20 protein-coding genes and 2 pseudogenes are annotated in these 26,480 nt (G+C 58.2%); 10 read left to right on the top strand and 12 right to left on the bottom strand.

What is annotated here, in order from left to right:
- Positions 1-13 precede the first annotated feature (13 nt).
- Complete coding sequence (locus tag B5483_RS11385) at positions 14-1,960, bottom strand: M13 family metallopeptidase (RefSeq protein WP_176168017.1); 1,947 nt, start codon at positions 1,958-1,960, stop codon at positions 14-16.
- A 295-nt stretch (positions 1,961-2,255) separates the two neighbouring features.
- Entirely contained in the window at positions 2,256-3,200 is a 945-nt protein-coding gene (locus tag B5483_RS23510; protein ID WP_245829039.1) for a hypothetical protein, read from the bottom strand.
- Positions 3,201-4,088: 888 nt separating this feature from the next.
- Between B5483_RS23510 and B5483_RS11375 the strand changes: the two genes are divergently transcribed.
- The 3 genes from B5483_RS11375 (at position 4,089) to B5483_RS11365 (ending at position 7,776) form a co-directional block, all read left to right on the top strand.
- On the top strand, positions 4,089-4,784 hold the full coding sequence (locus B5483_RS11375; protein ID WP_176168016.1) for a hypothetical protein: 696 nt from the start codon (positions 4,089-4,091) through the stop codon (positions 4,782-4,784).
- 15 nt (positions 4,785-4,799) lie between these two features.
- The gene (locus B5483_RS11370; RefSeq protein ID WP_139383970.1) at positions 4,800-5,249 is read left to right on the top strand and encodes a hypothetical protein; all 450 of its coding nucleotides are present in this window, start codon (positions 4,800-4,802) and stop codon (positions 5,247-5,249) included.
- A gap of 205 nt (positions 5,250-5,454) precedes the next feature.
- Positions 5,455-7,776 (top strand): mechanosensitive ion channel family protein, encoded by a 2,322-nt coding sequence (locus B5483_RS11365; RefSeq protein WP_176168015.1) that lies wholly within the window; start codon positions 5,455-5,457, stop codon positions 7,774-7,776.
- A 425-nt stretch (positions 7,777-8,201) separates the two neighbouring features.
- Here B5483_RS11365 and B5483_RS11360 read toward each other — a convergent pair whose 3' ends face one another.
- The 3 genes from B5483_RS11360 to B5483_RS11350 form a co-directional block, all read right to left on the bottom strand.
- Positions 8,202-8,984, bottom strand: a complete 783-nt coding sequence (locus B5483_RS11360) for an SDR family NAD(P)-dependent oxidoreductase (RefSeq protein WP_079730430.1) — start codon at positions 8,982-8,984, stop codon at positions 8,202-8,204.
- Between the two features lie 130 nt (positions 8,985-9,114).
- Entirely contained in the window at positions 9,115-10,431 is a 1,317-nt protein-coding gene (locus tag B5483_RS11355; protein WP_079730429.1) for an NAD(P)/FAD-dependent oxidoreductase, read from the bottom strand.
- Between the two features lie 26 nt (positions 10,432-10,457).
- On the bottom strand, positions 10,458-11,723 hold the full coding sequence (locus B5483_RS11350; RefSeq protein ID WP_079730428.1) for an MFS transporter: 1,266 nt from the start codon (positions 11,721-11,723) through the stop codon (positions 10,458-10,460).
- A gap of 118 nt (positions 11,724-11,841) precedes the next feature.
- Here B5483_RS11350 and B5483_RS11345 point away from each other — a divergent pair, with 118 nt between their 5' ends.
- Positions 11,842-12,411: a TetR/AcrR family transcriptional regulator gene (locus B5483_RS11345; RefSeq protein WP_079730427.1), complete on the top strand. Its 570-nt coding sequence runs from the start codon at positions 11,842-11,844 to the stop codon at positions 12,409-12,411.
- A 65-nt stretch (positions 12,412-12,476) separates the two neighbouring features.
- Here the strand turns inward: B5483_RS11345 and B5483_RS11340 are convergent, their stop codons facing one another.
- Entirely contained in the window at positions 12,477-14,813 is a 2,337-nt protein-coding gene (locus tag B5483_RS11340; RefSeq protein WP_245829036.1) for a TonB-dependent receptor, read from the bottom strand.
- A 185-nt stretch (positions 14,814-14,998) separates the two neighbouring features.
- On the opposite strand from B5483_RS11340, the gene B5483_RS11335 reads away from it, so the two are divergent.
- From B5483_RS11335 to B5483_RS23365, 3 genes are all read left to right on the top strand, one after another.
- Positions 14,999-15,373 (top strand): RidA family protein, encoded by a 375-nt coding sequence (locus B5483_RS11335; protein ID WP_079730685.1) that lies wholly within the window; start codon positions 14,999-15,001, stop codon positions 15,371-15,373.
- A 73-nt stretch (positions 15,374-15,446) separates the two neighbouring features.
- Complete coding sequence (locus B5483_RS11330; RefSeq protein ID WP_079730426.1) at positions 15,447-17,048, top strand: GMC family oxidoreductase; 1,602 nt, start codon at positions 15,447-15,449, stop codon at positions 17,046-17,048.
- Complete coding sequence (locus B5483_RS23365) at positions 17,045-17,221, top strand: hypothetical protein (protein ID WP_217698204.1); 177 nt, start codon at positions 17,045-17,047, stop codon at positions 17,219-17,221. The genes B5483_RS11330 and B5483_RS23365 overlap by 4 nt, the downstream gene beginning before the upstream one ends.
- A gap of 279 nt (positions 17,222-17,500) precedes the next feature.
- Here B5483_RS23365 and B5483_RS11325 read toward each other — a convergent pair.
- The 5 genes and pseudogenes from B5483_RS11325 to B5483_RS23675 form a co-directional block, all read right to left on the bottom strand.
- Positions 17,501-17,948, bottom strand: a pseudogene (locus tag B5483_RS11325) (IS21 family transposase); the annotation flags it as partial.
- Between the two features lie 490 nt (positions 17,949-18,438).
- Positions 18,439-19,446: a GSU2403 family nucleotidyltransferase fold protein gene (locus B5483_RS11320; RefSeq protein ID WP_079730425.1), complete on the bottom strand. Its 1,008-nt coding sequence runs from the start codon at positions 19,444-19,446 to the stop codon at positions 18,439-18,441.
- 116 nt (positions 19,447-19,562) lie between these two features.
- Positions 19,563-19,782 (bottom strand): annotated as a pseudogene (locus tag B5483_RS11315) (IS630 family transposase); the annotation flags it as partial.
- Positions 19,783-20,343: 561 nt separating this feature from the next.
- A complete protein-coding gene (gene rpoD / locus B5483_RS11310) occupies positions 20,344-22,380 on the bottom strand; it encodes an RNA polymerase sigma factor RpoD (RefSeq protein WP_079730424.1) in 2,037 nt (678 codons plus the stop codon).
- Positions 22,381-22,696: 316 nt separating this feature from the next.
- Positions 22,697-23,365, bottom strand: coding sequence for a cold-shock protein (locus B5483_RS23675; RefSeq protein WP_079730423.1), 669 nt, complete (start codon positions 23,363-23,365; stop codon positions 22,697-22,699).
- A gap of 584 nt (positions 23,366-23,949) precedes the next feature.
- Between B5483_RS23675 and B5483_RS22840 the strand changes: the two genes are divergently transcribed.
- Entirely contained in the window at positions 23,950-24,135 is a 186-nt protein-coding gene (locus B5483_RS22840; RefSeq protein ID WP_139383969.1) for a transposase domain-containing protein, read from the top strand.
- Positions 24,136-24,323: 188 nt separating this feature from the next.
- Here B5483_RS22840 and B5483_RS11295 read toward each other — a convergent pair whose 3' ends face one another.
- Entirely contained in the window at positions 24,324-24,812 is a 489-nt protein-coding gene (locus B5483_RS11295) for an Lrp/AsnC family transcriptional regulator (RefSeq protein WP_139383968.1), read from the bottom strand.
- 389 nt (positions 24,813-25,201) lie between these two features.
- On the opposite strand from B5483_RS11295, the gene B5483_RS11290 reads away from it, so the two are divergent.
- Together B5483_RS11290 and B5483_RS11285 are read left to right on the top strand one after the other, a co-directional pair.
- On the top strand, positions 25,202-25,684 hold the full coding sequence (locus B5483_RS11290; protein WP_197277631.1) for an Lrp/AsnC family transcriptional regulator: 483 nt from the start codon (positions 25,202-25,204) through the stop codon (positions 25,682-25,684).
- A gap of 126 nt (positions 25,685-25,810) precedes the next feature.
- A complete protein-coding gene (locus tag B5483_RS11285; RefSeq protein ID WP_079730421.1) occupies positions 25,811-26,473 on the top strand; it encodes a haloacid dehalogenase type II in 663 nt (220 codons plus the stop codon).
- The last annotated feature ends 7 nt before the right edge of the window (positions 26,474-26,480 follow it).

Here is a 26,480-nt window from a genome sequence, read left to right as displayed (position 1 = left end):
AGTCACTGCGGGGCTACCAGGTATTGACTCGTTTCTCCGGCGGCAGCCACATCGGGTCGCCCTCCTTGATCCCAAACGCCTCGTAAAAGGCGTCGAAATGCTGGAGCGGTGCGACGGTGCGGTAGATGTTCGGCGGATGGTCGGCGCTCTTGGCAACATTGATCAGATAAGCTTCGGTCGCGTTTTCGGCCCATAGCTGCGCCCACGCGATGAAGCAGCGCTGCTGCTGGGTGTAGCCGTCTATTTTCACGTTTTCCTGCGGATGGTCCTTCAGGTAATCCATCAGAGCGGTATACCCGAGCTTGATGCCCCCGACGTCGGCCATGTTCTCGCCCACCCATAGCTTGCCGTCATTGGCGTGGCCCGGCGCAAGCTCGGTATGCGCGGTCTGGTCGACCAGTTTCTGCGCCTCGGTCACGAACGCCTTAGTGTCCTCCAGAGTCCACCAATTACGCAGATTGCCTTTGGCATCGAACTGTCGGCCTGTGCTGTCGAAGCCATGGGTCGTTTCATGGCCAATCAACGCGCCGAACCGACAAAAGCGGACTGCGGGATCGGCATTCGGCTCGAACGCGGGGGCCTGCGAAATGGCAGCGGTGATCTGGAAGCCGTTCTCAAAAATCTGGTAAGCGGCGTTCATCGCTATCGGTAGAGTGCTTTCGCCATTGAAATCGTCACTTTTGACCGGGCCGCCGAGCTTGGCCAGTTCGCGCTTCAGGCCGAACGATATGATCGCCTTGGCATTGGCAACCGGGTTGTCCGGGACGATTTTCACGCTCGAATAGTCGATCCATTCGTCCGGATAGCCAACCTTGTTGTTGAATGCCTTCAGTTTCTCCAGAGCCGCGACTTTGGTTTTATCGGAAAGCCAGTCACGCGTAGGGATGCGCTTTTCCATCGCGGCCATAATGTACGTGATAAGTTCACTGGTCTTCCTGCGCGTATCCTCGTCGTAATAGGCGTGCACATAGAGTTGGCTGAGTGGCTGGCCAAGCCCTCCCTGCACTTGCGCGATCCCGCGTTCGTCGAGTGGGCGCAAAGTTGCAACACCGGTGAACGCCTGATTGAGCGCCCGCTTGGGTTCATCGAAATCGGGGGACAGGAAATCGGAAAACTGCTTGATCAGCCGGAACTTTGCGTAGTCCTTGAAATCCTGCAGCGGCCGCTGCTTGAGCATGTTCGATACCGCCGTGAAATAAGTCGGTTCGGTGACGATGACGTCTTTCGGTTCGGGGATGCCAAGCTCGGAGAAATAGGTCTTTACATCGATCTGGGGCAGTAATGCCTGCGCTTGTGCCAGCGCCATGCGATTGTTCAGCTTGTTGAAATCGCGCTTGTCCGCAGGCGAGAGTTGCGCTTTGTCCAGTTCGGTCTCGATATCCAGCACAAGCTTGGTCACGCGATCGGCCTCGGTCGGCGCATAGCCAGCCGTGCTCAGCATTTCGTGGACATATTTGCGGTAGGCGATGCGGCGCGGCGCGGATTCGTCCGAACGGTAGACGTCGCGCTCATCCTTGAGCGCTGTCGAACCGGGGCCGCCATAGATGGCGTAGCGCGAACTGTCGGCAAGGTCCGGCGAGGGGCCGTAGCTTATCAGCAGTGCGATGCCATCCGTTTTTGCGGCATAGGCTGAATATCGAGCAAGGTCGGCAATCGAGGATATCGCGTCAACTTTGGCGAATTCCTCCTGCAACGGCTTCATGCCCTCTTCGCGCCGACGGTCGACATCCATAAAGGCCTTGTAGAAATCGCCGACCAATTGTGCGGACGTGCCCTTTGGCGCTGTCGGGGCGTCCCGCTCCGCGGCGGCGATAATGGCCTTGAGTTGATCCTTGATCCGTTTTCCCTGGATCACCGGGAAACTGTACGATGCGCGATCCTCGGGGCGTGGGACGCGCTTGAGCCAGCCACCTGCCGCAAAGAGATAGAAATCTTTCCGCGGATCGATGCTGGTGTCCATGTTGGAGACCGAGAATGCGAGATCGTCGGGGCCTATCTGTGTGGGGGGCTGGCTAGCCAGTGCATGGCCCCATCCCGATAACGTCACCGCAATGGAAAGCGTAGCCGCGGCTCCGACCGAACGGGATCGAACTGGATGGCGATTTTTGCACGGTGCGGGAAAATACATCGCTCTCTCCAAAACAAGATTTCAATTTCGAATCTGCGGTGCGACCCTTGACCTGCAATGTAGTTATTGTGACGCGAGTGCCGGGCCCTGCTTTGGCCCATAGCCTTGTCGGCTTGACGCTCGTCCGTCAGCCGCCACTGGCCTCGCACGTTCCCTTGAAATCGCGCTGCCCCTTGATGCTGATGCGATCGCGTCTGCGGTCGATCGTGACTTTCGGCTTGTTGAGACCGTTGAGCTTGTAACTCCCGGTGATTTGCGATCCCGTGACCGCCAGGTTGCGCAGTTCCCACCAGCCATGGTCACCGCCGGAATGGACCGGTGGTATCAGGCTCTTGGGAAGCCAGATGTTCCCGGTGCTCCCGCGAATGTCGATCTGGACCATGGTGTCGAATTCGCGCTTCGACATGATCGTCGCATAGTCGGTGTCGAATTCGTGATCGCGACGATCCCAGCGCAGGATGGGATATGTCCGGGCCTGGGGGCGGTGCCCTTCACCGAAGCAAGTCAACCTGATGACGCCTGCTCCGTGGCCGGGATGGTCCGGGCTGTGATCCGCCGCAGGACCATCCATTCCCTGTTCGCGTCGATAGCGCATCATGGCTTCGTCAGCATGGCTTATCTGGCCGCCGGAACAGGCAGGCAAGGCTTTGCTGCGGCGCCCGTAGGCGTCGTAGTAGGCGACACAATTGTTGCCCTTGAAGATGACTTCGCCTTGTCCGTTCCTTCCGACCATGACCTGTGGGACGTCGTTATGCCCGGCGTCAGAACCGCCCGAGCGCCCGCAGTCGGCGGGGAGGGTCGAAACAATCGAGGCATAGTGGCCATCCACCGTCGATACCGAGATGCATTGCTGCAGCCGCGGATTCCACCAATAGCTCCATTTGCGATCGGTGCCGGTTTGCGTGCTGACGTGCTGGTAGCCGCGTGCCTCCAACTGGGATTCTCCGCCGGCGCCCCTGGCGCCCACCAGGTCGCTCAAGCCCGGAGGCGTCGACTGGGCCAGGACCGCCGATCCCGACGCGAGCGTGATGGACAGGGTCGAAATTGCAGTCAGAAGAAACAGGCTTTTCATGACCAACTCCCCAATGTTGCTTCATAACATGCAACGGGAATGCCGGAGATTATCGGCTGACGCTTCGTTTCACGACCTGGATCAGAAATTGATTATTGCCGCAGTGCAATATTATTTAGAGAAGATCATGCACGGCGATCGACTTGACTTCAGGACTCGTCCAAGGTCTCGACATCGGCGAGGATCATTACGTCCATTTTTTAACACATACAAGCTATCGAATCGCATTAACATACTGTATCAAGTGGACGGTATTCTGTACCGTAAAACTAAGGGCAAGGAAAATAGGTCTCTACGGCAAGCCGACCATCGAGGCGTAACCGGTCGGTGAGCGCGGGACAAATTCGCAATGCAATTCGCCCAGTTGAGGCGAGCGATCTCCCGAAAAGTGGAGATTCAATAACAACACGGGTTCGCAGACGAGTCGGGGTCAATTGGCCGGAGGCTGTTATGTTTTGCGATGCAGGCAGGAATTTATCCTGGGGAGATTGCAGCGGTCGCGACGGATCAACGTGGCCGCGCTTGCCAGGCTCGTGTCAGCCACGCGCGAGCATACTGCCCCCGAAGCAGGCGTCAGTGCCGATAAGAGACGCCACATCATTTCAAGAACAAGGTCTGAAGGCAGTCGACCCATTCAGATGGGACGCGGCTGTCGCGTCGCGGCATTGGTCGTAATCGGAACCGAGTTGCTTTGCGTGCCCTCGGATCGGCGCATGCCGACGTTCTGACGGTTCCGGCGCGCAGCAGTTCGCATCGAATTCGGATTGGGAAGAAAGGACGAAGGCGATGAAAGACAAGGCAACATTGCGTGGAACGGCCTTCTTGGCCGGGACCGTGCTGATCGCTGTTGCAATGACCCCTGGAGCCCAGGCTAAAACGCCTTCGGACGTGAGCGACGTCGTCGGTGCCCGCTCCAGTTCCGGGGAAGGGCTGCTGCAGGATCGCGGCTACGAAAACATCAGCACGAAGAGCGGCACGGACCGCAAGTGGACCTACTGGTGGAACAAGTCCAAGAGCCAGTGCATCACGGTCACGACGTTCGATGGACGCTACGAAGCGATCGACAAGGCGTCGAACAAGGATTGCGGAAAGTCAGGAGGCGGCAATGGAACGGCAGTAGCGGTCGTGGGCGCTGCAGCCCTTATCGGCGCACTTGCCATTACCACCTCCAAGAAGAAGGACAAGGACCGCGACGATTACTATCCTTCCGGTTCTTCGCGCACGACACCTTACGAGCTGCGCGACCTGATAGGCATTAAGGCATCTTCGGGCGAACGACAGATGGGCAAGCGCGGATACAAGTTCAAGTCCTCGGGCACCGGAACATACAGCCGCTGGGCGTACTGGTGGAACAAGCACGACGATCAGTGCGTCGCGGTTACAACGCGCGACGGGAGGTACGATTCAATTGTCTCCGTTCCGGACAGTTCCTGCGGCAGCGGTTCCAATTATGGATATGGAGGGCGCGGCGATGCGAGCTTCTCACCTTCGCGCGACATAACCTGCTACCCTGCTCAGCGCGTCTGTTACGAGCGCAACAAGGGGTATTCCGCTTATTGGACCTCGAGAGAGTTTCGTTACTGACCAGGGGGAGCGTGTGTGATGAAAATTACCATTTTGCCGACCATTCTCGGCCTGGCGCTGGCATATCCATCCATTGCGCTGGCCCAAGATCAGGCTGAACCCGCGCCCACCCAGGAGGAAGCAGCGCTCACCGCGTTGGACAAGGAATTGGCGGACAATTGGGATCCCAGTCAGCGCGGCCTGTTCGTCTATCTCGGCTATTATTCTGCGGCATCGATCATGTGTGACGAGCTCGAACTCGATCCGGCCAAGCTCGGCAAAGTGCTTCAGGAGGGCTTCCTGACCGGAGAAGATCAGGCCAGTGACGAGGACAGGGACAAGCTTCGAAAGAGACTGATCGGACACCTCGGGATGGCGACAGGTGTCTTTATGGGATTGCACAGCCACGACACGGCAGAGTTCTGCGCCAAGGCCGCGACGTCGAAGCAGAATTCGCAGGACAGCTCGAGCCTGTTCAAGGATTGAGGATGATCTTGGGGCATCCAAATGCGATGGGGTCCGGGTCGTTCCGACCCGTGTTGAGGTGATTTGGCGGAGCCGTCGATCCATGCGGGGGATATGGCTGCGACAACGCACAGGGGAGTGCGTCAGATGGGGCCAGGCCAGGCAATTGCGCCACCGAAGATGGACTGGCATCGACGTACTCCTCTGTTTGTTCCTACTCCTCGCCATGCCCAAATTGGCGCTCGCACAAGCGGCCAGCACGCCGTTCCTTGAACGGTTCGCGAAGGATGCCGCCGAAGCGCAGAGCGTGCTCACCAATGGCACGCTCACGCACTCCTACGAAATGATGCGGCAACTGGAGGCGCTTCGCGCCAGTCTGGCCGCCGATCGGAACACGGCCCTCTCACTGGCAGACGGCGCGACCATCGAGCAAAGGATCCTGGAGGCCCAGATCGCTTCGCTTGGTCCTGTACCCGCAGAGGGCAAGAGCGAACCGGGTGCTGTGACCAAGCAGCGCGAGATCCTTGACGATCGTCTCGGGAAGGTGATGGCGCCCACATTGCGGATGCGCGAAGCCCAGGCGCAAGCCGGAGCGCTGGTGGCGGAGCTCGACGCGCGCATTGCAGCCCTCAACCATGAACACACGATGCGCCGCTCCGGTACGCCTGTCGATCCTGCACTCTGGATTGGTTCCTTTCGCGACATTGGCCATGGATTGGCGGCGAGCGCCAAGGTGATAGGCGCGACTGCGCGTACGAAAGGGATCTCATCGCTCCTGCCACCTTTGGTCGTCGCCATGTTGCTGGCCGTCCTCGGCCCGGTGCTGATCTTCCGGCTCTGGCGCGGAATCGGGACTCGCATAAGGCGGGCGATCGGCGAAGCGAACGGTCTGGCCTCGAAATTGGGCATGAACCTGGCGCTGGACCTTTCATCAGCCGCGCTGTTCGGGATCATGACGGTTTTGATCGAACTGGCGATCGTGGCGCTGGCCTCTCCATTCCTCGATCTTCAGTCTCTCTTGCGATTTTGCATTGCCTTGGCGTTTGCGGCTGTGATCCTTGCCATTGCACATTGGATCGGAAGCTCGGTGCTGACTTCGCCGTTCGAGGAATTGCGGCTCGTGAGCACGTCTCAGGTCACCGCGAGACGGATGCTTGGCACTGTCCGCTATGCAGGCGCCATTCTGGGGGCAACAGTCATACTTTCCTGGTTCGAGGAAATGACGCTTGTCACCAAGCCGATCACCGACCTGCTTACCGCCTTGTTGACGATCATGGGCGGCATTCTGATCTGGCATTTGGCCAACCTTATCCACATTGCGCAAAAGAAGGGGGCGGACGAACGTCAATTGGCCGCGCCCCTCGGATCAGTTGGCCAGGACGTCGCGTTCGACTTTTCCACTCCGCTTTCCCGTGCGCTGAAACTGCTGTCGCTCGCCACCGTCTTGACCGCCCTGGCCGGCTACCTCATGCTGGCTCGGGACATATTCGGTTCTGCGCTCGCTTCGCTCGCGGTCATTGCCATTGCGATCTATTTGCACCGTTCGATCAGGATGATCCTTGCAGCGCTGGTTGCCGGCCCCTTGTACGCCTATCGGAAGGTCCTGCATTTCATTCCGCTTCTTACCGGATTGCTTCTGTTGGCAGGAAGCCTGATCGCGATAGCCTTGATCTGGGGCTATCGATGGCAGCAGATCAACGATGCAATTACGTTGATGCGCACCGGAGTAACCTTCGGCGATATCCGCGTCTCCGCGGGCGATGCAATTACCTTCGTCTTCGTCTTCATCGTCGGCTATTTCGTGACCCGCTCGGCGCAGCGCTTCTTGAGTTCCTCCATTCTGCCCGAGTTCGGTCTCGACCGGGGTGGCCAGGCGGCGATCGTCACCGGGATTGGCTATCTTGGCGTGATCCTCGCGGCTCTGGTCGCGTTTGTGTCGACCGGTCTGGACCTTTCAAGTCTCGCCTTCGTCGCCGGCGCCTTGTCCGTCGGGCTCGGATTCGGCCTGCAATCGGTCGTCGAGAATTTTACAAGCGGCGTGATCCTGCTCTTTGAGCGTCCGATCAAGGAAGGCGATTGGGTCGAGGTCGGCGAGCATTCGGGGATCGTGCGAAAGATCGCCGTGCGCTCGACACTGATTGAGACGTTCGACCGCCATCATATCATCATACCCAACTCACAGTTTATCACAGGAAGCGTGAAGAATCTGAGCTTCAGCGGCGCCCCGACACGCATCATGGTGCCCATCGGGGTGACTTATGAAGCCGACGTCGATCGGGTCAAATCGCTCCTCCTGGAAATTGCCTGTGCCAATCCGCTTGTCCTCACGGCCCCTGAACCGTTCGTCTCATTTGCTGAATTCGGCGAAAGTTCGATCGATTTCTGGCTCTATTGCTTCGTGGCGGATGTGACGACAGGCGCAGGGACGGCGTCGGAACTGAAGTTCGAGATCGCCAGGCAGTTCAGGAGCGAAGGGATCGAAATCCCCTATCCCCAACGTGATATCCGGATTCGATCCAGTGGGATCAGAAGTCAAACCAGTGATTGACAGGCTTCGGCTTACTGCGAATGGAAGGTAATTTTCGCGAAATCCAAAGGCGAAAAAACGGCGAAGGTAATCTGCCTGTCAGGTGTCGTTGCTTGGTTTGCGTTGGCTCTCGGCACAGCCGGTAGCGGATTGCTCGACCCGCTGAACTGATGGCTGATTAGCACACACAAGCCTCTCCAACGTTGCAGCACCTACCTCTGCAGACTAGGCGCTGTGGGCACACAGTGCGAATTCAGAGAGGCACGACCCGTTTTCCCGCGCTAGGTTGCCCTACGCCCCCATTCGCGAGTGTTTACTCCGCCTATCCTCCCCCGCGACATGGATTGCGGCAAAGTTTTACCTTAGGCCGTCGATCTCAGACCTTGCCGCTAAGGAGCGAACGGCAGCATTGCTGGGGGGCTAAGCACTGGCCTGGTCCTTGAATCTTATGCGCGCTGCGATGAAATGTTCCCGCCGTCGACCACGAGCTCGGCTGCGGTAATGTAGCTGGCCTCGTTCGACAGGAGAAAGCGCACAACCCTGCCAATCTCCTCAGGTTCACCCAAGCGTTCCAGAAGAATTCGGCGTTCGAAATGACCTCTTTCAAGATTGCTGACGGCATCGCGGATCATGGGGGTCATGATCTGCCCCGGCGAGACTGAATTGATTCTGATCCCGTCGCGAGCGAGCCTGTCGGCCAGCGAGCGGACCAAGGAGAGCATACCGCCTTTAGCCGCTGAGTAGATCGGGTTGACCGCGTTTCCAAGTGTAGCATTGATCGAGGTTATGGCCACGATCGCTGAACCAGGGGTCTTGGCCAGATCGCCCGCTATTGCCTGTGTCAAGAAGGCAAGCGCCCGCAAATGAATATCTATCCCTGCCTGCCAGCTCTCGGGTGTGATGCCTTCCAAAGAGCCGGTATCGACAATGCCCGCGCAATGGACGAGGCCACCCAAGGGAGGCAATGCGGCGCGACTGCGATCGAGCGCATCGTTAAAACTCTCTATTTTACGCATATCCACATATTCGGTGTGGCAGGCGGCACCGCTTTCGTCGCGGACAAGCGCGGCAGCGCGATTGAGGGCTTCAGGATCGATATCCCAGATAGCCACCGCACGACCTACAGCTGTAAGTGCACGCGCCGAGGCAAGTCCGATACCGGACGCTCCGCCGGTAATGATTACGGAAGTTTGCGGATTTCCGAGTTCGGGATTCAAATTGCTTGTCATTCCAATAATCCATGATTTCAGATGTTGAGACGTTATTTGAAATTTCAAATGATGATGGATTCAAGCGCCTGATATTATCGCGAATTTCACCGATATTTACGATGATAATTATTATACCGGTTTGTCCAGCCTAGATTATTCCTGAGTGCTGGGCTGTGCGTGCGGTAGGTAAAAGTAGATGTCGAATGAGGATTTCGTATTTTCTTTGAAATCTTATCGGTTCGGGTCGTTCGATCGGGAAAGGCAGCGATGTCATGTCGTCCTTGGCGATGGCGCCTGCGAAAATCTTGCCCATTAGAGGAGCCATCACATTACCCCAGGCATTGAAGTACATGAGGCCGAAGATACCCATGCCTAGGTCGAACACACCCGGGAATTGGGCTTTTCGCATCGCCACCCTGCCTGTCCAGTAATCGTCCATCTCGATGTTCATGCCTCGCGTCTCAGGCCAGGTACGATGGAGCCAGCGTAATTGGCTCTGGAAATGCCATCTCGCATCTCGCGCGCCGCCAACCTTGGGAATTGAGGAGAGGATAAGGCGGCCATGGCGGTCTCTAACCATAGGGTTGAGATCCACGGGCGCCTGCGCAAATGCTTCGCCACCAGGCAGGATCAGGTCCAGGGCTTCAGCGGGCAGTTGCTTCGTAGTCATGCCGTAGGCCGTCAGCGGATAAAACGCATTGCGGAATGCAGGTTCGATATCAGTGGGATAGGCATTGGTGCAGAATATGACCCTGTCAGCAAGGACGCTCGCCTGCGCGCTCTTCACGCGCCAGCGTTCGTCGCAACGTTCCATTGCTATTGCCGGCGTTTCACCGAAAATTCTGGCACCAAGCCTCGCTGCGGCTGCGATCATGCCGTTCGTGAAGAGGTAGGGATTGACTCGTCCCCCGTTCTCGAAAATCACGCCGTAGGGATAGGCTTTCGAACCTGTCCTGCGTTGCATTTCCGCTCCGGAGACTTTCGTCAGCTTTTGCAGACCGCGTTCTTCCAGGTACGCAAATGCGCGCAGGAAGGCATTGAATGCTCGCCGGGTTTTCATCCCGTTTATGTAGCCGGAGCGAGCCGCATCGCAGTCAATGCCGTACTTGGCAGAGAGGTCAAACGGGATCGTATGATGCTGTCGAAACAAGTCAAGGAAGCGCGCGCCACCATCCGAGAACCGTTCATAGACCTTCATGTCACGCAGGATCGGAAGAACATGACCTGCGTTACGTCCGGATGCGCCCCAGCCGGGCTGGCGTGCTTCCAGAACGGCAACCTTGACGCCTGCTTCGGCAAGATGAAGGGTGAGCGAGGAACCGGCAAGACCGGCTCCGATTACGGCGACATCGGCGGTGATATCCTCGCTGAGCTTCGGCCATGGTTTCGCGAGCCCTTGAGGCTGCGTCCAGCCGCTCAGGCAAACGGGCACTTCGCCTCTTTCAAATGCTTCCTTGGTCTGCATGAAATGTGATCCCGGAAATCTGGAGTTCAATGTGCGGGCGCCGCGAAAGTGGTCCCGTTCGGTTCATGGCCTGAACGGCAGAACAGGGAGGCCGCAGCTGCGAGCAGGCAAAACAGGGCGAGCATTGAGATCGGCCAGGCGTAACCATGAGTCTTCTCATAGGCCCAGCCGACCAGCGCAGGGGCCATTGCACCCACGAAGCCATTGATGGTGAAGACCACGCCAAGCATTGCGGTGTAGGCGCGTTGGCCGATGATCTCGCCGAGAAGCATCGATCCGGCTTGGGCGGGCAGGCCGGCGACCCCGCCCCAGATGAGAGCAAACACGACGACGGCATAGGGATTCCAGATGGGCGATCCGATGCCGAGCAACCCAGCGGTGCCGATGGCCTGAAGCAGCAGGATGATGGGCAGCAGAAGGCGTGCGTTCACTTTGTCGGAAACATAACCGCCAATCATCAGCCCTGGCAGGCTCATGAAATTAGCAATGCCATAGATGCGTACCGCCGTAGCCTGGTCGAAGCCACCTTTGCGAAGGAATGCGATGGTATTGAAGAGCACACCGTTCATGCAAAGCTGGCTCAGCGTGAGAGCGAAAGCCAGCATCCAGTATGCGGGAAGCCTGAAGGTCTCTTTGCGACCAAGACCTCGCTTCTGCGCGTGGTCCTGCGCAGCGCTGTCGCCAGGCTCGTCCTTGATGCCTCGCGGCCACTTCCTCAGCAGGAAGAGGCAGGCGAGCGCGGTCACAACACCCATCGCCCAGAAGGTCCTGTGCCAACCCAGTGCACCGATGAGTTCGCTGCTGAGCATCGGCATGGTCGCGCTGGCAAAGCCGCAAGCGCCTATGAAGAGGGCCATGGCAAGGCCCTTGCGCTTGTGAAATGTTTGCGAAATCAGGGCAATGCCCGGCACAATCGTGGCCATGCCAATGCCGAAGCCTGCAAGTGCCATCGCTGACATGAATTGCACCAAGCCCTGAACGAACCCGGCGGAAATCCAGCCAAACGCAGCCACGCCTACTCCAATGATATAGGCGCTGCGAATTCCGAGGCGTTGCATCACGCCAGCGATCATCAGGTTGCCGGTACTCATGCCAAGCAATAGCGCGACGGGCCCGGCGCCCATGGCTGCTTCGCTCCAATGAAAGTCCGGCTGCATGACGGAAGAATAGACGCTGAGCGAGGTAAGCATTCCTCCAATAAGAAGAAACCCCATAACTGAAATAATGAGAAGAAGGCCCCAAGGCTCCTGCGAGAGATGTTTTTCGCCAATGCAGTCAGGTACAGGAGGCATGGGCAGCTTTCATTTTGTCATATGTAGCCAGGAGGCATTTTCTTTCTGCCGTATTTGGCTGGTGATTTTGGAAAATTGGCACTTGAAGCATCCGTTTGCGACCCGATAAGGGAACGGTATGACACGAGGAAACATTCGACCTGGCGGCCGCACGGAGAAGGTGAGGCAGATCGTTGCCGACACTGTCCTGCAATTGATCAAGGATGGTTCCGGTGAATTCACCATGCTTGAGGTTGCGGAACGTTCCGGGGTGGCGCGATCCACGCTTTATGCGCGCTGGCCAACCCGTGAAGCCCTGATCGCCGAGGCGCTGAGCGAGCACAACGCGATCTTTAAGGTTGAACCGCGCGCGGACTGGCGCGAGCACCTCCACGCGATTGCTGTTGCATTCCGTGACTTTTCGGCTCGGCCCGATGAGATCGCAATCAATGGCATGATCGCGCATATGGGGCCTGGGTTTCTCAACGAAGAAACTCATCGTCAGTGGATGTCGATCTCCGAGAGAATGACCGAGCCGCTGCGCGCTGCGCAGGCAGCGGGGCAAATCCGGCAGGGCCTTGATACTAGCCTGGTGGTCTCGACGCTGTTCACCACGATCGCGGGCCTGATCGGGTTCGCCAAGGACATGCCTTCGGATGAATATCTGGTCCAACTTGTTGACCTGTTGATTGGAGGTTGCGAGGCCTGAGGTGGCAGGGGCCGTCAGGTGCTGGGATCATGTAGGAGAACAGATCCCGGCACCTTCTCCCGGCATCAGAAGGTGAACTTCGCGTCCACGCCGAAGGTACGCTTCTTCTTGAAGGATGCGCTGCCATAGCCGAGGCTGCCGAAGTCGATGCCAAAGTCGATGTTGTGGTCGTTCGTCAGGTTGTCGCCCCAGACGCCTAGGTCGAGCTTGCCTGACCCGACCTCAATGTCGTTGAGCGCAATCCGCGCGCGCAGGTTATGGTCGGGCCGTGAACGAATGTCGCGGTTGAACGGGTTCAGGCGGTCTAACGGGAACCAGTACTCGGTGCTGCGATAAGAATAGTCCGCCCGCAGGACGAGGTTGCCGAAGCTGAGGCCGTATTCGTACTGAGCGCCGATATGGGCGTTCACCTTGGCCGACTGGGCCATGCGCGCTTCCGAAGCGACATCGATCACCGTATCGGTCAAAGGATCCAGATAATCGTAGGCCTTGAATTTCGGCGATGTGTAGCCGACCGAACCATCCAGCGTGAGGCCACCAACGGGAATTGCGGTGAGTTCCGCCTCGACGCCGCGATACGCCACTCGACCCGCGTTGACGATCACTGAAGTTGCCCCGCCGGTGCCCGCAAGGAACTGGTTGATCTGTAGTTCCTTGTAATCGACGTAGAAGACCGAAAGGTTGGTGCGCAATCGCCGGTCGAACCATTCCGACTTCACGCCGGCTTCATAGGAAATGGCCTTCTCTGGCGCGAAGATATTGATTTCGGAGGCCGAAGGATTGATGCCTCCCGAGCGGTAGCCACTCGATACGCGGGCATAGCCCATGAGGTCAGAGGCAAACTTGTAACTGGTCGAAATCAGCCAGGAGAGATTATTGTAGGAAACCTGCCCACTAAGGTTGGGCTGTACGTCACCGGCGAGTGTCAGCCACTTCTTGTCGTGTGTGTAACGCAGGCCACCGGTAAGTTCGAAGGCTCCGTTGCCCGGTGCATAGCTGAGCTGTCCGAAAGCAGCATAAGAACGCGCCTTGCCATGAAATGCCTGAAGCGGGAACAGGTTCACGCCCGCCTCGCCGCCAGGCAAAACATAGGTCAGCTCCTGATAGTTCGCCTCGGACGACTTTTCGCCGAAATAGAACAAGCCTGCGACATACTTGAACGATCCGGCCTGTCCCAGCGTCTGAAGTTCCTGCGAATACTGGTGCTGGCGCTGCGTGGTATATCCGTCATAAGGTGTGACCGACTGCACACCGGTCGGCACAACGCTGCCATCGTAGAACACGATCGGGCTGATCGTGAAGCCTTCAAGTTCGCCATTGCCAGACAAACCGTTGGCGCCGTCTTGCCGGTAGGCTCGATAGGCCGAGATCGACTTGATCGTGAGCATTGAGCTGACTTCGTAGTTGAGCGTCAGTGCATGGCCATAGACCTTGGCTCTGACAGCGAAGGTCGGGTTCCCGCTCAGGTCCAGAGCTGCCTGCTGCTGCGCCCGGCGCAAGGTGGAAGTCCCGATCTGAAACGGTGCCCCTCCGAAAGCTTCGGAAGAGCTGAAATAGTTGCGCACGTCGTCTGTCGCGGCGATGACCTGGAAGAACGCCGGTACGCCCAGTCTTGTGTTGTAGTCGAAGCTGTAATTCGCGGTGAGATCTCCGAAATCACCCTCGACCGCCGCGGTTACCGCATCGCTGTTGAGCGAGCCCGGGTCTCGTTTCGAAGGGGCAAGAGTGTTGTCGAAATACCCGTCGCGTTGGCGGTGCATGTAGGTGAGCGAAGCCTTGAAGGGCGTGTTGCCGATTGCGCCCGTATCGAGGCGGCCACGCGCATACCAGTCGTTGAAGGTGCCATAACCGGCCTTACCCTCGAAACCGAGGTTGTCGGAGGGCTTGCGGCTCACCAACTGCACCGCACCTCCGACGCTATTTCGGCCGAACAGGGTTCCTTGTGGTCCGCGCAGAACTTCGATGCGTTCCAGATCGACGAGGTCGAATACCGCGCCCGCCGAACGCGCTATATAGACGCCGTCCAAATAGATGCCCACGCCTTGCTCGGAGACTGCGCTGGGTGAGGCATTGCCGATGCCGCGAATATAAACCGAGGCGGCGGTGATCGAGGCAGGTTGCTGCCCGATCATCAGGTTTGGCGTGAATTGCGCCGTCGAGACGACGTCACGGACATTGAGTTTGTCGAGCATTTCGCCTGACATTGCGGTGACGGAAACCGGAGTGTTCTGGAGATTTTCGCTTGTGCGGCGTGCCGTCACGACGATCTCTCCCAACTGCGCGGGGCTCGAATTTTCGGTGTCGCCGGCTGAGGCGGTTTCCTTTGCTACGGCGATCCCCGACGGCAAGCTCAAGGCTGCGCCAGCCAGAAACATGCTGCGTGAAAACTGTCCAACTCGCATTCCCGATTTTCCCCCTCGGTCGATCAGCTCTCTTGAGCCGCGTTCTTGTTCGAGTGGATTTGTGACATAGGCCTCGACATTAAACAAGACATTATGTAGCGTTTAGTGGAGTGGCTTCTGAAGCCTTCGTATCCTTCGCTCTTGCGTCTGGGCTGAGGGACAGTCTCGGCAACAAGGAGGAATGTATGACCGACGTGGATATGGGCGAAAGCTACGGTTATTGCGAAGCGCAGGCTGCCAATGGCCTTCTGTATTGTTCAGGGCAGATAGGCTTGGAAGCGGATGGCAGTGTACCTGAAACCGCGTCGCGCCAGTTCGCCCTGGCATTTGCCGGGCTTGCCGAGACATTGAAGCAGAATGGCTGTAGGCCCGCCGACATCGTTGATCTGATGAGCTTCCACGTCGACTACCCGCAACACATGGAAGAGTTCTCAGTCGCCAAGTCGGCCTTTTTGGCAGGCGCAAGCTGCTGCTGGACGGCCATTGGCGCAGCAAGCCTCGGCTATCCGGGTTCGCTGGTTGAGATAAAGGCCATTGCCCGGTTGCCCCAAGGAGTCTGACGGGCTCCCAGCCCGTTCGCCAGCCAGCCATTGCCTCCTGTGGAGGCCCTGCGGACTCTAAAGGAAGGCATTCATGCCGACAGACATGGAATTCGATTACATCATTGTGGGCGCCGGCTCGGCCGGATGTGTCTTGGCCAACCGACTTTCAGCCGATCCCGACTTCAAGGTTCTCCTCCTCGAGGCGGGCGGGCGCGACATCAATCCGCTCATTCACATCCCTGCCGGATTCTTCCCGCTGCTACAGAACGAGTCGGTTTGCTGGCGCTATCAGACGGCACCGCAAAAGCATCTCGACAATCGGGTCTTGCACGATGCGCGGGGCAAGGTGTTGGGCGGCAGCAGCTCGATCAACGGCATGTGCTACAGTCGTGGAAGCCCGGAAATCTTCGACCTTTGGGCCAGCCTCGGTAACGAGGGCTGGTCTTATGAGCACGTTCTGCCCTATTTCCGTCGTGCCGAATGCAACGAGCATGGCGCGAACCAGTTTCATGGCGGCAGTGGCCCGTTACCGGTAACGCGCTCCAAGGTCGAGAATCCTGGTCAGAAGGCCTGGATCGAGGCGGCGCTGCAAGCAGGCTACCCCTATAGCGATGACCACAACGGTTCTGCGCCCGAAGGCTTTGGACCTGCCGAACATACGATCCGAGATGGTCGCCGAATGAGCACAGCGGTCGCCTATCTCAAGCCAGTCCGCAAACGAGCCAACCTGACGATCCTCACCCGGGCACGGGCAACGCGCCTTGTCTTCGATGGATGCAAGGTGATCGGTGTGGAATACCTGCAAGGAGGAAAGTTACGCCAGGTTCACGCCCGCCGTGAGGTCATCTCCAGCGGCGGCACATTCCAATCCCCTCAGTTGCTGATGCTTTCGGGCATAGGCGATGGCGATCACCTTAACCGGCTCGGCATACGCATCGTTGCTGATCTCAAAGGCGTGGGGCAAAACCTGCACGATCATATCGGCACGCAAGTCCAGATGACGAGCCCCGTACCCGTATCGGACTACAAGCTTGCCACCAGCCCAATTCGGGTGGCGTCTGCCCTGATGCAATATCTGGCGACCAGGAGCGGGCCACTGGCTAATAGTGGTACGGACGTCGTTGCCTATTTGCGCTCAGGCGCGCCGGGACACGGCGAACTCGATCTCAAGTATTACTTCCTCCCGCTCCTGTTCGGAGAGGATGGGAACCTTGTGAAGGGACATGGTTTCACTAACCTCGTCATCCTGACTCGACCTGAAAGTCGCGGCGAGCTGCGTCTGCGTTCCGCCAATCCGGCGGACCAGCCGATCATCGACGCCAACTATCTCGCCGATGAACGCGACCGAGATGCCTTGCGGCGCGGGGTGCGCAAGGTGCGCGAAATTCTCGATCAACCGGCTTTCGCGCCGTTCCGAGGACAAGAACTGACGCCTGGAGAGGCTTGTGAGAACAATACCGATCTAGACAGGTTTTTCCGCCGCACCTGCAACGTGAACTATGAGGCGGTCGGCACATGCAAAATGGGCCGTGACGACCTTGCCGTGGTGGATGATCGCTTGAGGGTACACGGTACCGAAGGGTTACGCGTGGTTGACGGTTCAGTCATGCCTCGCATCACTACCGGAGATCCCAACGCCACTATCATCATGATCGCGGAAAGGGCCGCCGATTTGATCCTAAATTCCGTGTGAGTGAAGTTCGCGAAAATCAGAAGAAATACAAGCGTCTGGTTCCATTAAGGAGCTGCGCATTCAAGATGAACGGCTGGCAGCTAACAGGGCAGAAATCGTTGATGGTAAGCGGCAGCTCTGCGGGCGGTTATTGCCCGCAGGCCCAACGCAAGCAGGTTCGCAACCAACGGTGAATGACATCCGCTTCCATCCGAGGGCGCCAGACCATCGAAACCGCAAAATCGATTGTCTCGACCGGAAGCGGAAAGCTGATCATGCCCTCGCTCAGTGCGGAAATCTGAGTCCGTGCGAATCGCGATCAGCCAATGGTGCTATTGGACAGGATCTGACGGTAGCCGCCAGATGCCATCGTACGTGCCAGCGCGATGTGCCGCTTGCACTGCGACTTGAGAGCCTCGTCCCGGCCGGGCCAATCGCCGTGTGCACGATCCGGCCCAACACCATGATGCCAACACCTCAATATGCAGGCGGATCCGTTCGTCGCCGATCCAGACCCGGGCCTCGCGAAAATCGATTTGCAGTTGATGGCCCGGAGGCGTTTCGAAGCGTACCGTCGCCCGCTTCTGCGCCTTCAACTCCCGGCGTCAGCGCTGAACCCGAAGCTCGACCGACCGCAGGCCAATCACGATCCCGTGCTCGCTGGCCAGCTCCTGACGCACGACGTCGGCATTGCCGCCATGCCGGAAGAAACGTTCGCGCAGGCAGTTATCGAGCCCGTCGAATGCTGTCTTGCGCGTCGGCTTGTTGAAGGGGGCCGCACCACCCGCACGAAGATAGCGGCGGACGGTGTTGCGCGCGCAGCCAAACTCCTTCGAAAGCCGCTTGGCTCCCCAGCCCAGTTCATGCAGCCGCATCGATCGCGGCCACCTCCTCTGCCTGAAGCATTTCCTTTCCCTGCATCGACCTCAATCTACACCAGAAATTACACCACGAGCGCGGACGCTAACTCGTCATGCTGATCCGCCTGCCCATCCGGCATCCCCGAGACTGGATGACGGAACAGCCTCCATCCCCCTCGGGACAGCAATCCTACCGGTAACATTCTGCTTGAGGCAATGCGGGGTCAAATCCTCAGTTCGTTTGACAGGCAGCAAGCAGCAAGGGGCATCGGAGGATGCCGATGCGCCCGATGAATGGCGCGGACGCGTCTGGAATCGGGAAGATGATTGATGGCGAATCGGTCATTGCGACAACTCGCTCGGTGACGCGAACCGTCATGATTACCACCGTAATCGGTTTAACGACCTTTCCCCCGGGCTGCCGAAAGCGGGGTGGCCCTATGGTAGGTTAATTCGCGAAAGGGCACTTTCGTGGGCCCGCCCCACGGTTTCCAGAGTAGCCCAGATCAGCGTGATCGTGCATGATGTTCCACGCGCACAAAGACCCTGCTTTACCAATCCGATGCGGGCCTCGTCATAGGTGTGTTGCGCTGCTCCCAAGCCTGCATCATCGGCTCAAGTTCGTTTGGAATCTCCGATCGGAATGCTTCATCGAGCGGATAGTGCGGCATGGCAATCTTCACCGCTTCGAGCAGCGCATAGCCTTGGGCTTCGTCTTTCGGACGCTTGAGAGGATTGCGCTTGGCTTGCATCGACATCCAGAGCTTGTGTAGCGCGAACCATCGCGGATCGGGCGCAACGATACGGGCTGGCGAACCGTCCCGGCAGCCCACGACCTGGTCGACCGGCCTGCCGAGGAGGAGCCATTCCTGTTCGGGAAGCGGCATCGGCCTTGGCCTGTCGGTATTGCCCAGTGCAGTATAGCGGGAAGGGGCCACCAGCAGCTCGACTTCGTAGGCCTTGGCGTTTCGGGCCTGGAAGTCGCGTTCGGTATTGATCGTGAAGGTCGAGTCCACGGCTTTGAGCATCGACCACACCAAGTCCTCATTCGCGCAATCGGCTTCGCGCACCCAGGCAAGATCAAAATCCTCGGTCTCGTCGGGCAGGGCAATCATTCCGTTGGCTTCGACCATGTAGGCAGCAATGGCATTTGTCCCGACAACCATCAGCGTGCCATCGAGGAGTTCGCGGCGATCGCATTCTCGCAGGATCGGACCGGCATCACTGGAGAGCAGCGGCAAGCGTAGCGCACGGTACAGCGCGGCGCTTTCGGCGAGAGCAGGCCGCAGACCGGCAATGCGCGCCTTCAGGGCTGTCTTGGCAGCATGGTACTCTTCGAATTGGTGCGTGTTTGCCTCGTCCATCGGACCCAGGCTCTTTCCGTTGCCGCCGCGGTCGAAGATCCGGTAGAGATAGTCCCGGCCGTTCACGGTCTTGCGGCGCAGGTCATAGGGCAAGCGCGCGAGTTCACGCTCGGCGTCGCGCCACACCTCGTAGCGCTGGCGAAGGTTGACCAGCAGCCGCGACTGCTCGGCGGAAAAGGGGCGGACGGTCGGCATGAGGGTTTATCCCACACAAAATCTAATCATGCAATATGTGGGATAAGTGGACGACAAGTGTTACGCCAAAGGTATGCAGCATTAAATGAGATATTACATATGTTTAAGTCTAGCACCTAGTGGCCATGCCTGACCGCGGTGATGATTTCGTCGCGGTCCGCGGTCCATTGGAAGGGCTCTTGGGTTGTCGCGGCTATGCTCGGCGATGAAGCGGCTTATGGCGGCCTGAAAATCGACCAGCGAATGAAAAACGCCGTGCTTCAGCCGGCGTTTGGCTAACTTGGCAAAGAAGCCTCCGACCGCATTCAGCCATGAGCAGGATGTCGGGGCGGAGTGAGGCCCTGGGGTCGGGCAGTCATCAGGCTGCAGTTTCGACACTTGATTTGGCGTGTAACTCCTCGAACTGTTCTGGGCTCTTGTAACCCAAGGCGGAACGCAACCGGCGTTGACTGCAGATGTGATCGATGAACCGTGGAAGATGGATGGCAACATCGTCGAACGTTTCGAATGCGATCGGGTAGGCAATAGCCGGACTGGCCGACGCCAGCAAAGCTGGCTCACGCGAAAGTGAAGCGCAAGTCCTACCCCAGAAATGGGGTGCTGCCGACCGGGCAGGCCGCCGCTGGGTGGCGTCGACGGAGAACCGCAACGTTGGCAGCGCGAGAACGAAGGCAGGCCGATGTTGCTTTCGACCCATTGACGGCGTTCCGAGGCCGACTTCTGTTCACCATGAGGCGACCGTCCAGTTCGAGCAGCTCTCGACTTAAACCGGCCGCTGATAGGAACGGTTCGATTGCTGCCGAAGGGGAAATTTGAGCGCCTAGCTGCCGATGCCCCGTATTGTAACGCATCGGCAGTGATCGGCCAGGATTAGGCGCGATGCCTGGCGGCCCGAGCCTAATCCAGGAACGCTCGCATGATGCGTGAACGGCTTGGGTGCTTGAGCTTGCGGAGCGCTTTCGCCTCGATCTGGCGGATGCGTTCGCGGGTAACCGAGAACTGCTGGCCGACTTCTTCCAGCGTGTGATCTGTTGGCATGCCGATGCCGAAACGCATGCGCAGCACACGCTCCTCACGAGGCGTTAGCGATGCCAGCGTGCGAGTGATCATTTCCTTCAGGTTGGCCTGGATTGCCGCGTCCACCGGTATGACGGCGTTCTCGTCCTGGATGAAGTTGCCCAGGCTGCTGTCTTCCTCGTCGCCGATCGGCGTTTCGAGCGAGATGGGCTCCTTGGCAATTTTCAGAACCCGCTTCACTTTCTCAAGCGGCATCGACAGTTTCTCTGCCATTTCCTCCGGCGTGGGCTCGCGGCCCTGGTCATGGAGGAACTGGCGGCTCGTGCGCACCAGCTTGTTGATCGTCTCGATCATGTGGACGGGGATGCGGATCGTGCGGGCCTGATCTGCGATCGATCGCGTGATCGCCTGCCTGATCCACCAGGTCGCGTAGGTGGAGAACTTGTAGCCGCGGCGGTACTGGAACTTGTCGACCGCCTTCATCAGGCCGATGTTGCCTTCCTGGATGAGGTCGAGGAACTGCAGGCCGCGGTTGGTGTATTTCTTGGCGATCGAGATCACCAGACGCAGGTTCGCCTCGACCATCTCCTTCTTGGCAATGCGCGCTTCACGCTCCGCCTTCTGGACCATGTTGACGATGCGGCGAAACTCGGGAAGCGCCATGCCGGTAGCGGTTGCGATGTCCGAGACTTCCAGCCGGATGCGCTCGGCAGGCTCAGCCTCGTTCTCGGCGAAGGCAGCCCACTTCTTGTCCTTCTTGGCCACTTCCGCGACCCAGATGTCGTCGAGTTCCCTGCCCGTGTAGGCTTCGAGGAAATCGGCGCGCTTCACTTTGTGGCGCTCGGCCAGACGCAGCATCTGCCCGCCCAGCGTCGTCAGGCGGCGGTTGAAGGCGTAGAGGTTGTCGATCAGATACTCGATCTTGGTCGCGTGGAACTGCACCGATTCCACTTGCGCGGTCAGTTCCTCGCGCAGTTGCAGGTACTGGTCTTCTTTCGCGGCCGGGAAATTGATACCCAACGCCAGAGCGTCGAGCCGCTCGCTCTGCAGACGTTCGAAGGTGCGGAACAGTTCGGTGATGAGTGCGAACTTTTCCAGCGCTTCCGGCGTAAGCGCTGCTTCCATCTGGCCGAGGGAGAGAATGTTGTCATCTTCCTCATCGTCCTCACCCCTGCGCTTGGGGATCGGATTGCCGTCCTCGTCGACTTCATCCGAGCTGTCCTCGCCGGAATCGTCATCTTCCTTGAAGGAAGGACCAGCGGTGGCTGCGGAAATCTCGCCGTCGCCTTCACTGTCTTCGCCCAGATTTTCCGGCTGGGGCTCTTTGGAGAGCATCGCGTCGAGATCGAGTATCTCGCGAAGCTGCATGTCGCCGTTGTTGAGCGCTTCGGACCACCCGATGATCGCATGGAAGGTCATCGGGCTTTCGCAGAGCCCCATGATCATCATGTCGCGGCCAGCTTCGATACGCTTGGCGATGGCCGCTTCACCCTCGCGGCTGAGCATCTCGGCGGCGCCCATTTCCTGCAGGTACATGCGGACCGGGTCGTCGGAACGCGCAAGCGAGTCGGTCTTGCGGGTCTCGCCGGGACGGCGCCGAAAGTTGCCTTCGCCGAACTCGGAGTCCGAACCGGACTCGTCATCGCGACCATCGACGGCCTCTACGCCATCTTCATGCTCGCCTTCTTCATCGTCATCAGCATCGTTCTCGATGATCTTGACGCCCATTTCCGAGATCGCGGCCATGATGTCCTCGATCTGATCGGTGGTCATCTGGTCCTGCGGCAGAGCGGCATTCAATTCCTTGACCGTGACGACGCCCTGACTTTTGGCGCGCGCGATGAACCGCTGGACCGAACCCTTGTGAAGGTCGAGAAGAGGAGAGTCGTTGTCGCCGCTGTGATCGTCGTTAGTCATGCAATCCGTTGTCGTCTCATTAGCTTTTCCATGACGATGGATCCGTCAGGACAAGGCTAGGTTATCAGATCAGTCACCTGACAAGGCCGCTGAGGAGCTACCTTTCAGGCAAGAGTTGAACCAACCCGGGTCTGTGGTTCAAGTGATGTGGCCGGGCATCAGTTCCAAGACAAAGCCGGCCCGCCCGCGGCCGGTCGAATGCGGTCAGGATCACGGCCTTCAACATAAGGCACATGCTTTCCGTTACCGATCGCGATGCGATCCGGGAAAGCCGAGGCGAGGCCATGGCCGCCTGCGGCAGCCATGGCAAAGTCCGTCAACGCTGGACCAGATTTACGGCAGACGCCTTGCCGCGCCGATCGATCTCGATCTCGAATTCAAGTTGATCGCCTTCGGAGAGCCCATGCAGACCGGAGCGTTCGACGGCGCTGATGTGTACGAACGCGTCGGGCTGGCCATCATCACGCACAATAAAGCCAAAGCCCTTGGCGCCGTTGAAGAACTTGACCGTGCCGGTAGCCTTCTCGCCAGTCGACTGCCGTGGAGCCGGGGCCCGTTCGCGACGTTCGGCGACGATGACCTCACCGACGATGGACAAATCCGACGCGGAAACCTTGCCGTTGCGCTCGACCAACTGGAATTCCAGCTGCTGGCCTTCAGCCAGCGTTTCAAGACCGGCGGACTGCACGGCACTGATGTGCACGAAGGCATCGTCGCCGCCACTCTCAAGCTGGATGAAGCCGAAGCCCTTGTCCGGGTTGAAGAATTTCACGGTGCCACGACCCTGACCGACAACCTGGCCTGGGCCACCACGCGAACCGCCGCCGCCAAAACCGCCACCGCGTGATCCACCAAAACCGCCACGCTGGCCGCCGCCGAAGCGATCCCCGCCACCGCCGAAGCGATCATTGCCACCGCCCCAGCGATCATCACCGCCACCAAACCGGTCGCGACCATTGCCGCGATTTCCCCTGTCGAATGCCATCTTTTTAAACACCTTAAGCTACGCTCGAAGAAATTCGTCCTCGCGCGTGAACGTAGCACGCAAGGCCGCAGAATCCGTTTCAGGATGCAGGGACATATGGCGATAGCAGCGCAGCGCCCACTTGGCGACCAGAGATCTGCGATCGGATCGATGTATGACATGCAGGCGGCACTGTCGTGGCGATGGATGGCCGCTGCGGGCGACCCTTCTTTGCTGTCCCGAGGTCCGATCTGTCGAAGGGTAGGCGGACGCAAACCCGGACATGTACGACCCGCGGATCGGCAGGCGATGAGCTTTGGGGATATCAGTTTCCGTTCCGCCCAGTTCCTTGTGAGTTGCGTTGCCGGCGCAGATATAGGGGCGCCGATAGAACGTCGCGACCATGGTCGTCGGGATTTGCAGGGCGTCGTCGGAGCAAGGACAGGCCAATTCTCCCAATTGAGATGGCGATAGGCGTGAGGGAAGACCGGTCCCGCAAGCAGCGTTTTGCGGGAGGGATATCTGCCGGTTCTGACATTCACGGGTCTACACGGTCAGCACCCGTACGCTCGATCCGCCTGCTGGCGCTCAACCGGGAGAACGCATTGTTCGCTGGCTCCGATGAAGGCTGCGGCAACCGGGGGGTCATCGCCAGGCTCATCGAGAACGGCACGATCTCTGGTATGAACCCGCACGTGAGGCTGGGTGAGACGCTCACGAAATTGCCCGCAGGTCATCCCGCCGACGGCGTCGGCGTCGGCGAACTCTTGCCCCGGACAGCTGTGAGCTGAAACACTGCTTGCGCATCAAGCTGCGCGCAGGACCAAAATTTCCCAATGGTCTGAGTTCCCATTGCTTTCATGTTTGGTGCGATCGGTTCCATGGCACTGCCCGCCCCGTACAAAGGTTCCTTCCGTGCAGCCACTGAACGGTACCGTTGCGAGCACGGTGAAATCAGGAGGTTCGCTACAGTTTTCAATCAGTCGCTGACGCAACCGAAGATTTGGTCAATAGGATAACCGTCTCGAACGATCGGGGAATCGAGAACGATGTAGCTGAAATATTTCTCTATTACCGAGTCCTTTTCGAGAAGAACCTCAATGATCCGCTGATAATGGCTAACGCTTCGCGTGATGATTTTGAGAAGGTAATCGTATCCGCCACTAACGTGATGACATTCAACGACTTCCGGGATCTTTCGCACGCAGTTGAGAAAGCGTTCAAAATCTGCGATGCGGTGATCTGTTAAAGTGACTTCCGTGAAGACCATCAGATAGTCACCCAGCCTGTCGAGATCAACGCGGGCACCGTAGGACTTGATATATCCCAATTCCTCGAGATTTTTCAGGCGACTGAGGCAAGGACTGGCTGAAAGACCGATCGCATCGGCCAGCCGAACGTTCGTGGCGCGGCCATTCTTCTGAAGATAGGATAGTATCTTGAAGTCTAGCCGATCGAGCTTTCCCACTATCTTTCTCCATTGCGTCACGTGATGACGGTCTGCTTCTCGTTACCATCGGCAGCATGTGTCGATCATCCTACCAGAAATTCTGCCGCATTTTCTGCTGCCGGTGACAGCGCAAGCATGACAAAACGCTTTCAATCGCGCTGCGAAGGGAGGATTTTATGCTGCACGGTATCGTACTGGTTTGGCAAACCTTGCGGAGATTAGTGCTGATGACCGGCAAGCCTGACATTTCCATCGTCCTGGGCGTTTCGATCGTATCTGTACCCAGTGCTACGAGGTCTATAATACCGGTACTGTCCCTGATCCTGCTCGATGCTTGATAATGCTATGGCAGAATTTGGCGACCTGAAAACGCGGGATGAAACATCGAGTATCCTGATCAAGCGCAGATGACGGAAGTACACGCGATGCAACTCGACCGGATCGACCTGAAGATCATTCGCAGACTTCAAGAAGAAGGCCGGATCACGAACGTGCAGCTGGCCGAGGCTGTTGGCCTGTCACCGAGTCCTTGCCTTGCGCGCGTAAAGAGGTTGGAAACAGCGGGGATCATCATAGGATATGAAGCGCAGTTCGATCTCGCAAAACTCGGCGATTTCGTGACGGCCTATGTCCAGATTATCCTGAAAAATCACAGACGGGCCGACGCGGAAAGATTTGAAAAGGCAGTTGTCCGCCATCGGGAAGTTGTCGAGTTTCACATGGTCAACGGGAAGTTCGACTATCTCATGAAGATTGTTGCGGCAGGCTATGACGGGCCGGCACGCATCCTGGAAGAACTCTGGCAAGCCGATCTGGGAATGCAAAGCTATTCGCTCTTCATTGTGTCCGGAATGCCGATTCGTAATGGGCCATTGTCGATTGCCTCCTGACATTCGGCGGAGTGGCTCTGCTGGACGAGAATATTCCACGCATTATGGCGATGACAGCATCATTCCCTGCTGATCGCGAATTAGCATTAGCCTTCTCAGACAATCGCAACCAAGGTTCGAAGGCAAATGTTCAGACCTAAATTCATCAGCTTCGACTGCTATGGCACCATGATCAACTTCATCATGGGGCCCACTGCGCGCGAGATATTCTCTGACCGGGTCGCCCCCTCCCTGATGGACAGCTTCATCGACTCCTTCCGCGCCTATCGCCTCGACGAGGTACTGGGTGCCTGGAAGCCCTTTTTCGATGTCATTGACAACTCGATCGATCGTGCGTGTCGCAAGCACGGCATCTCGTACGAGATGAGAGATATCGAGGCGCTATATGCAGCCGTGCCGACATGGCAGCCTCATGCTGACGTTCCCGGTCCGTTGGGTCGGATTGCGGAGGAGTATCCTCTCGTCATCCTTTCCAACAGCATGGTCGATCTCATCCCGCACAGCGCGCGTAACATCGGCGTGCCTTTCCACGCGGTGCTGACGGCTGAAGAAGCCGGTGCCTATAAGCCCCTGATGAAGCCGTTCGAATATATGCTCGATCGGTTGGGCTGCGGTCCCGAAGACATGATGCATGTCTCCTCCAGCCCCCGCTACGACTTGATGACAGCCCACGATCTGGGATTTGGCGCCAAGATTTTCGTAGACCGCGGACACGAGCCGCCAACGGATCGTTATGGTTTCACCCGCATCGAGGATTTCAGCGAATTGCCAGCCTTGTTGGGACTTTGAGGACACG

The organism is Novosphingobium mathurense (assembly GCF_900168325.1).
Classification (GTDB): Bacteria; Pseudomonadota; Alphaproteobacteria; order Sphingomonadales; family Sphingomonadaceae; genus Novosphingobium; species Novosphingobium mathurense.
The sequence above is the reverse complement of the archived record's forward strand: the minus strand, read 5'-3'. Positions and strand labels throughout refer to the sequence as shown.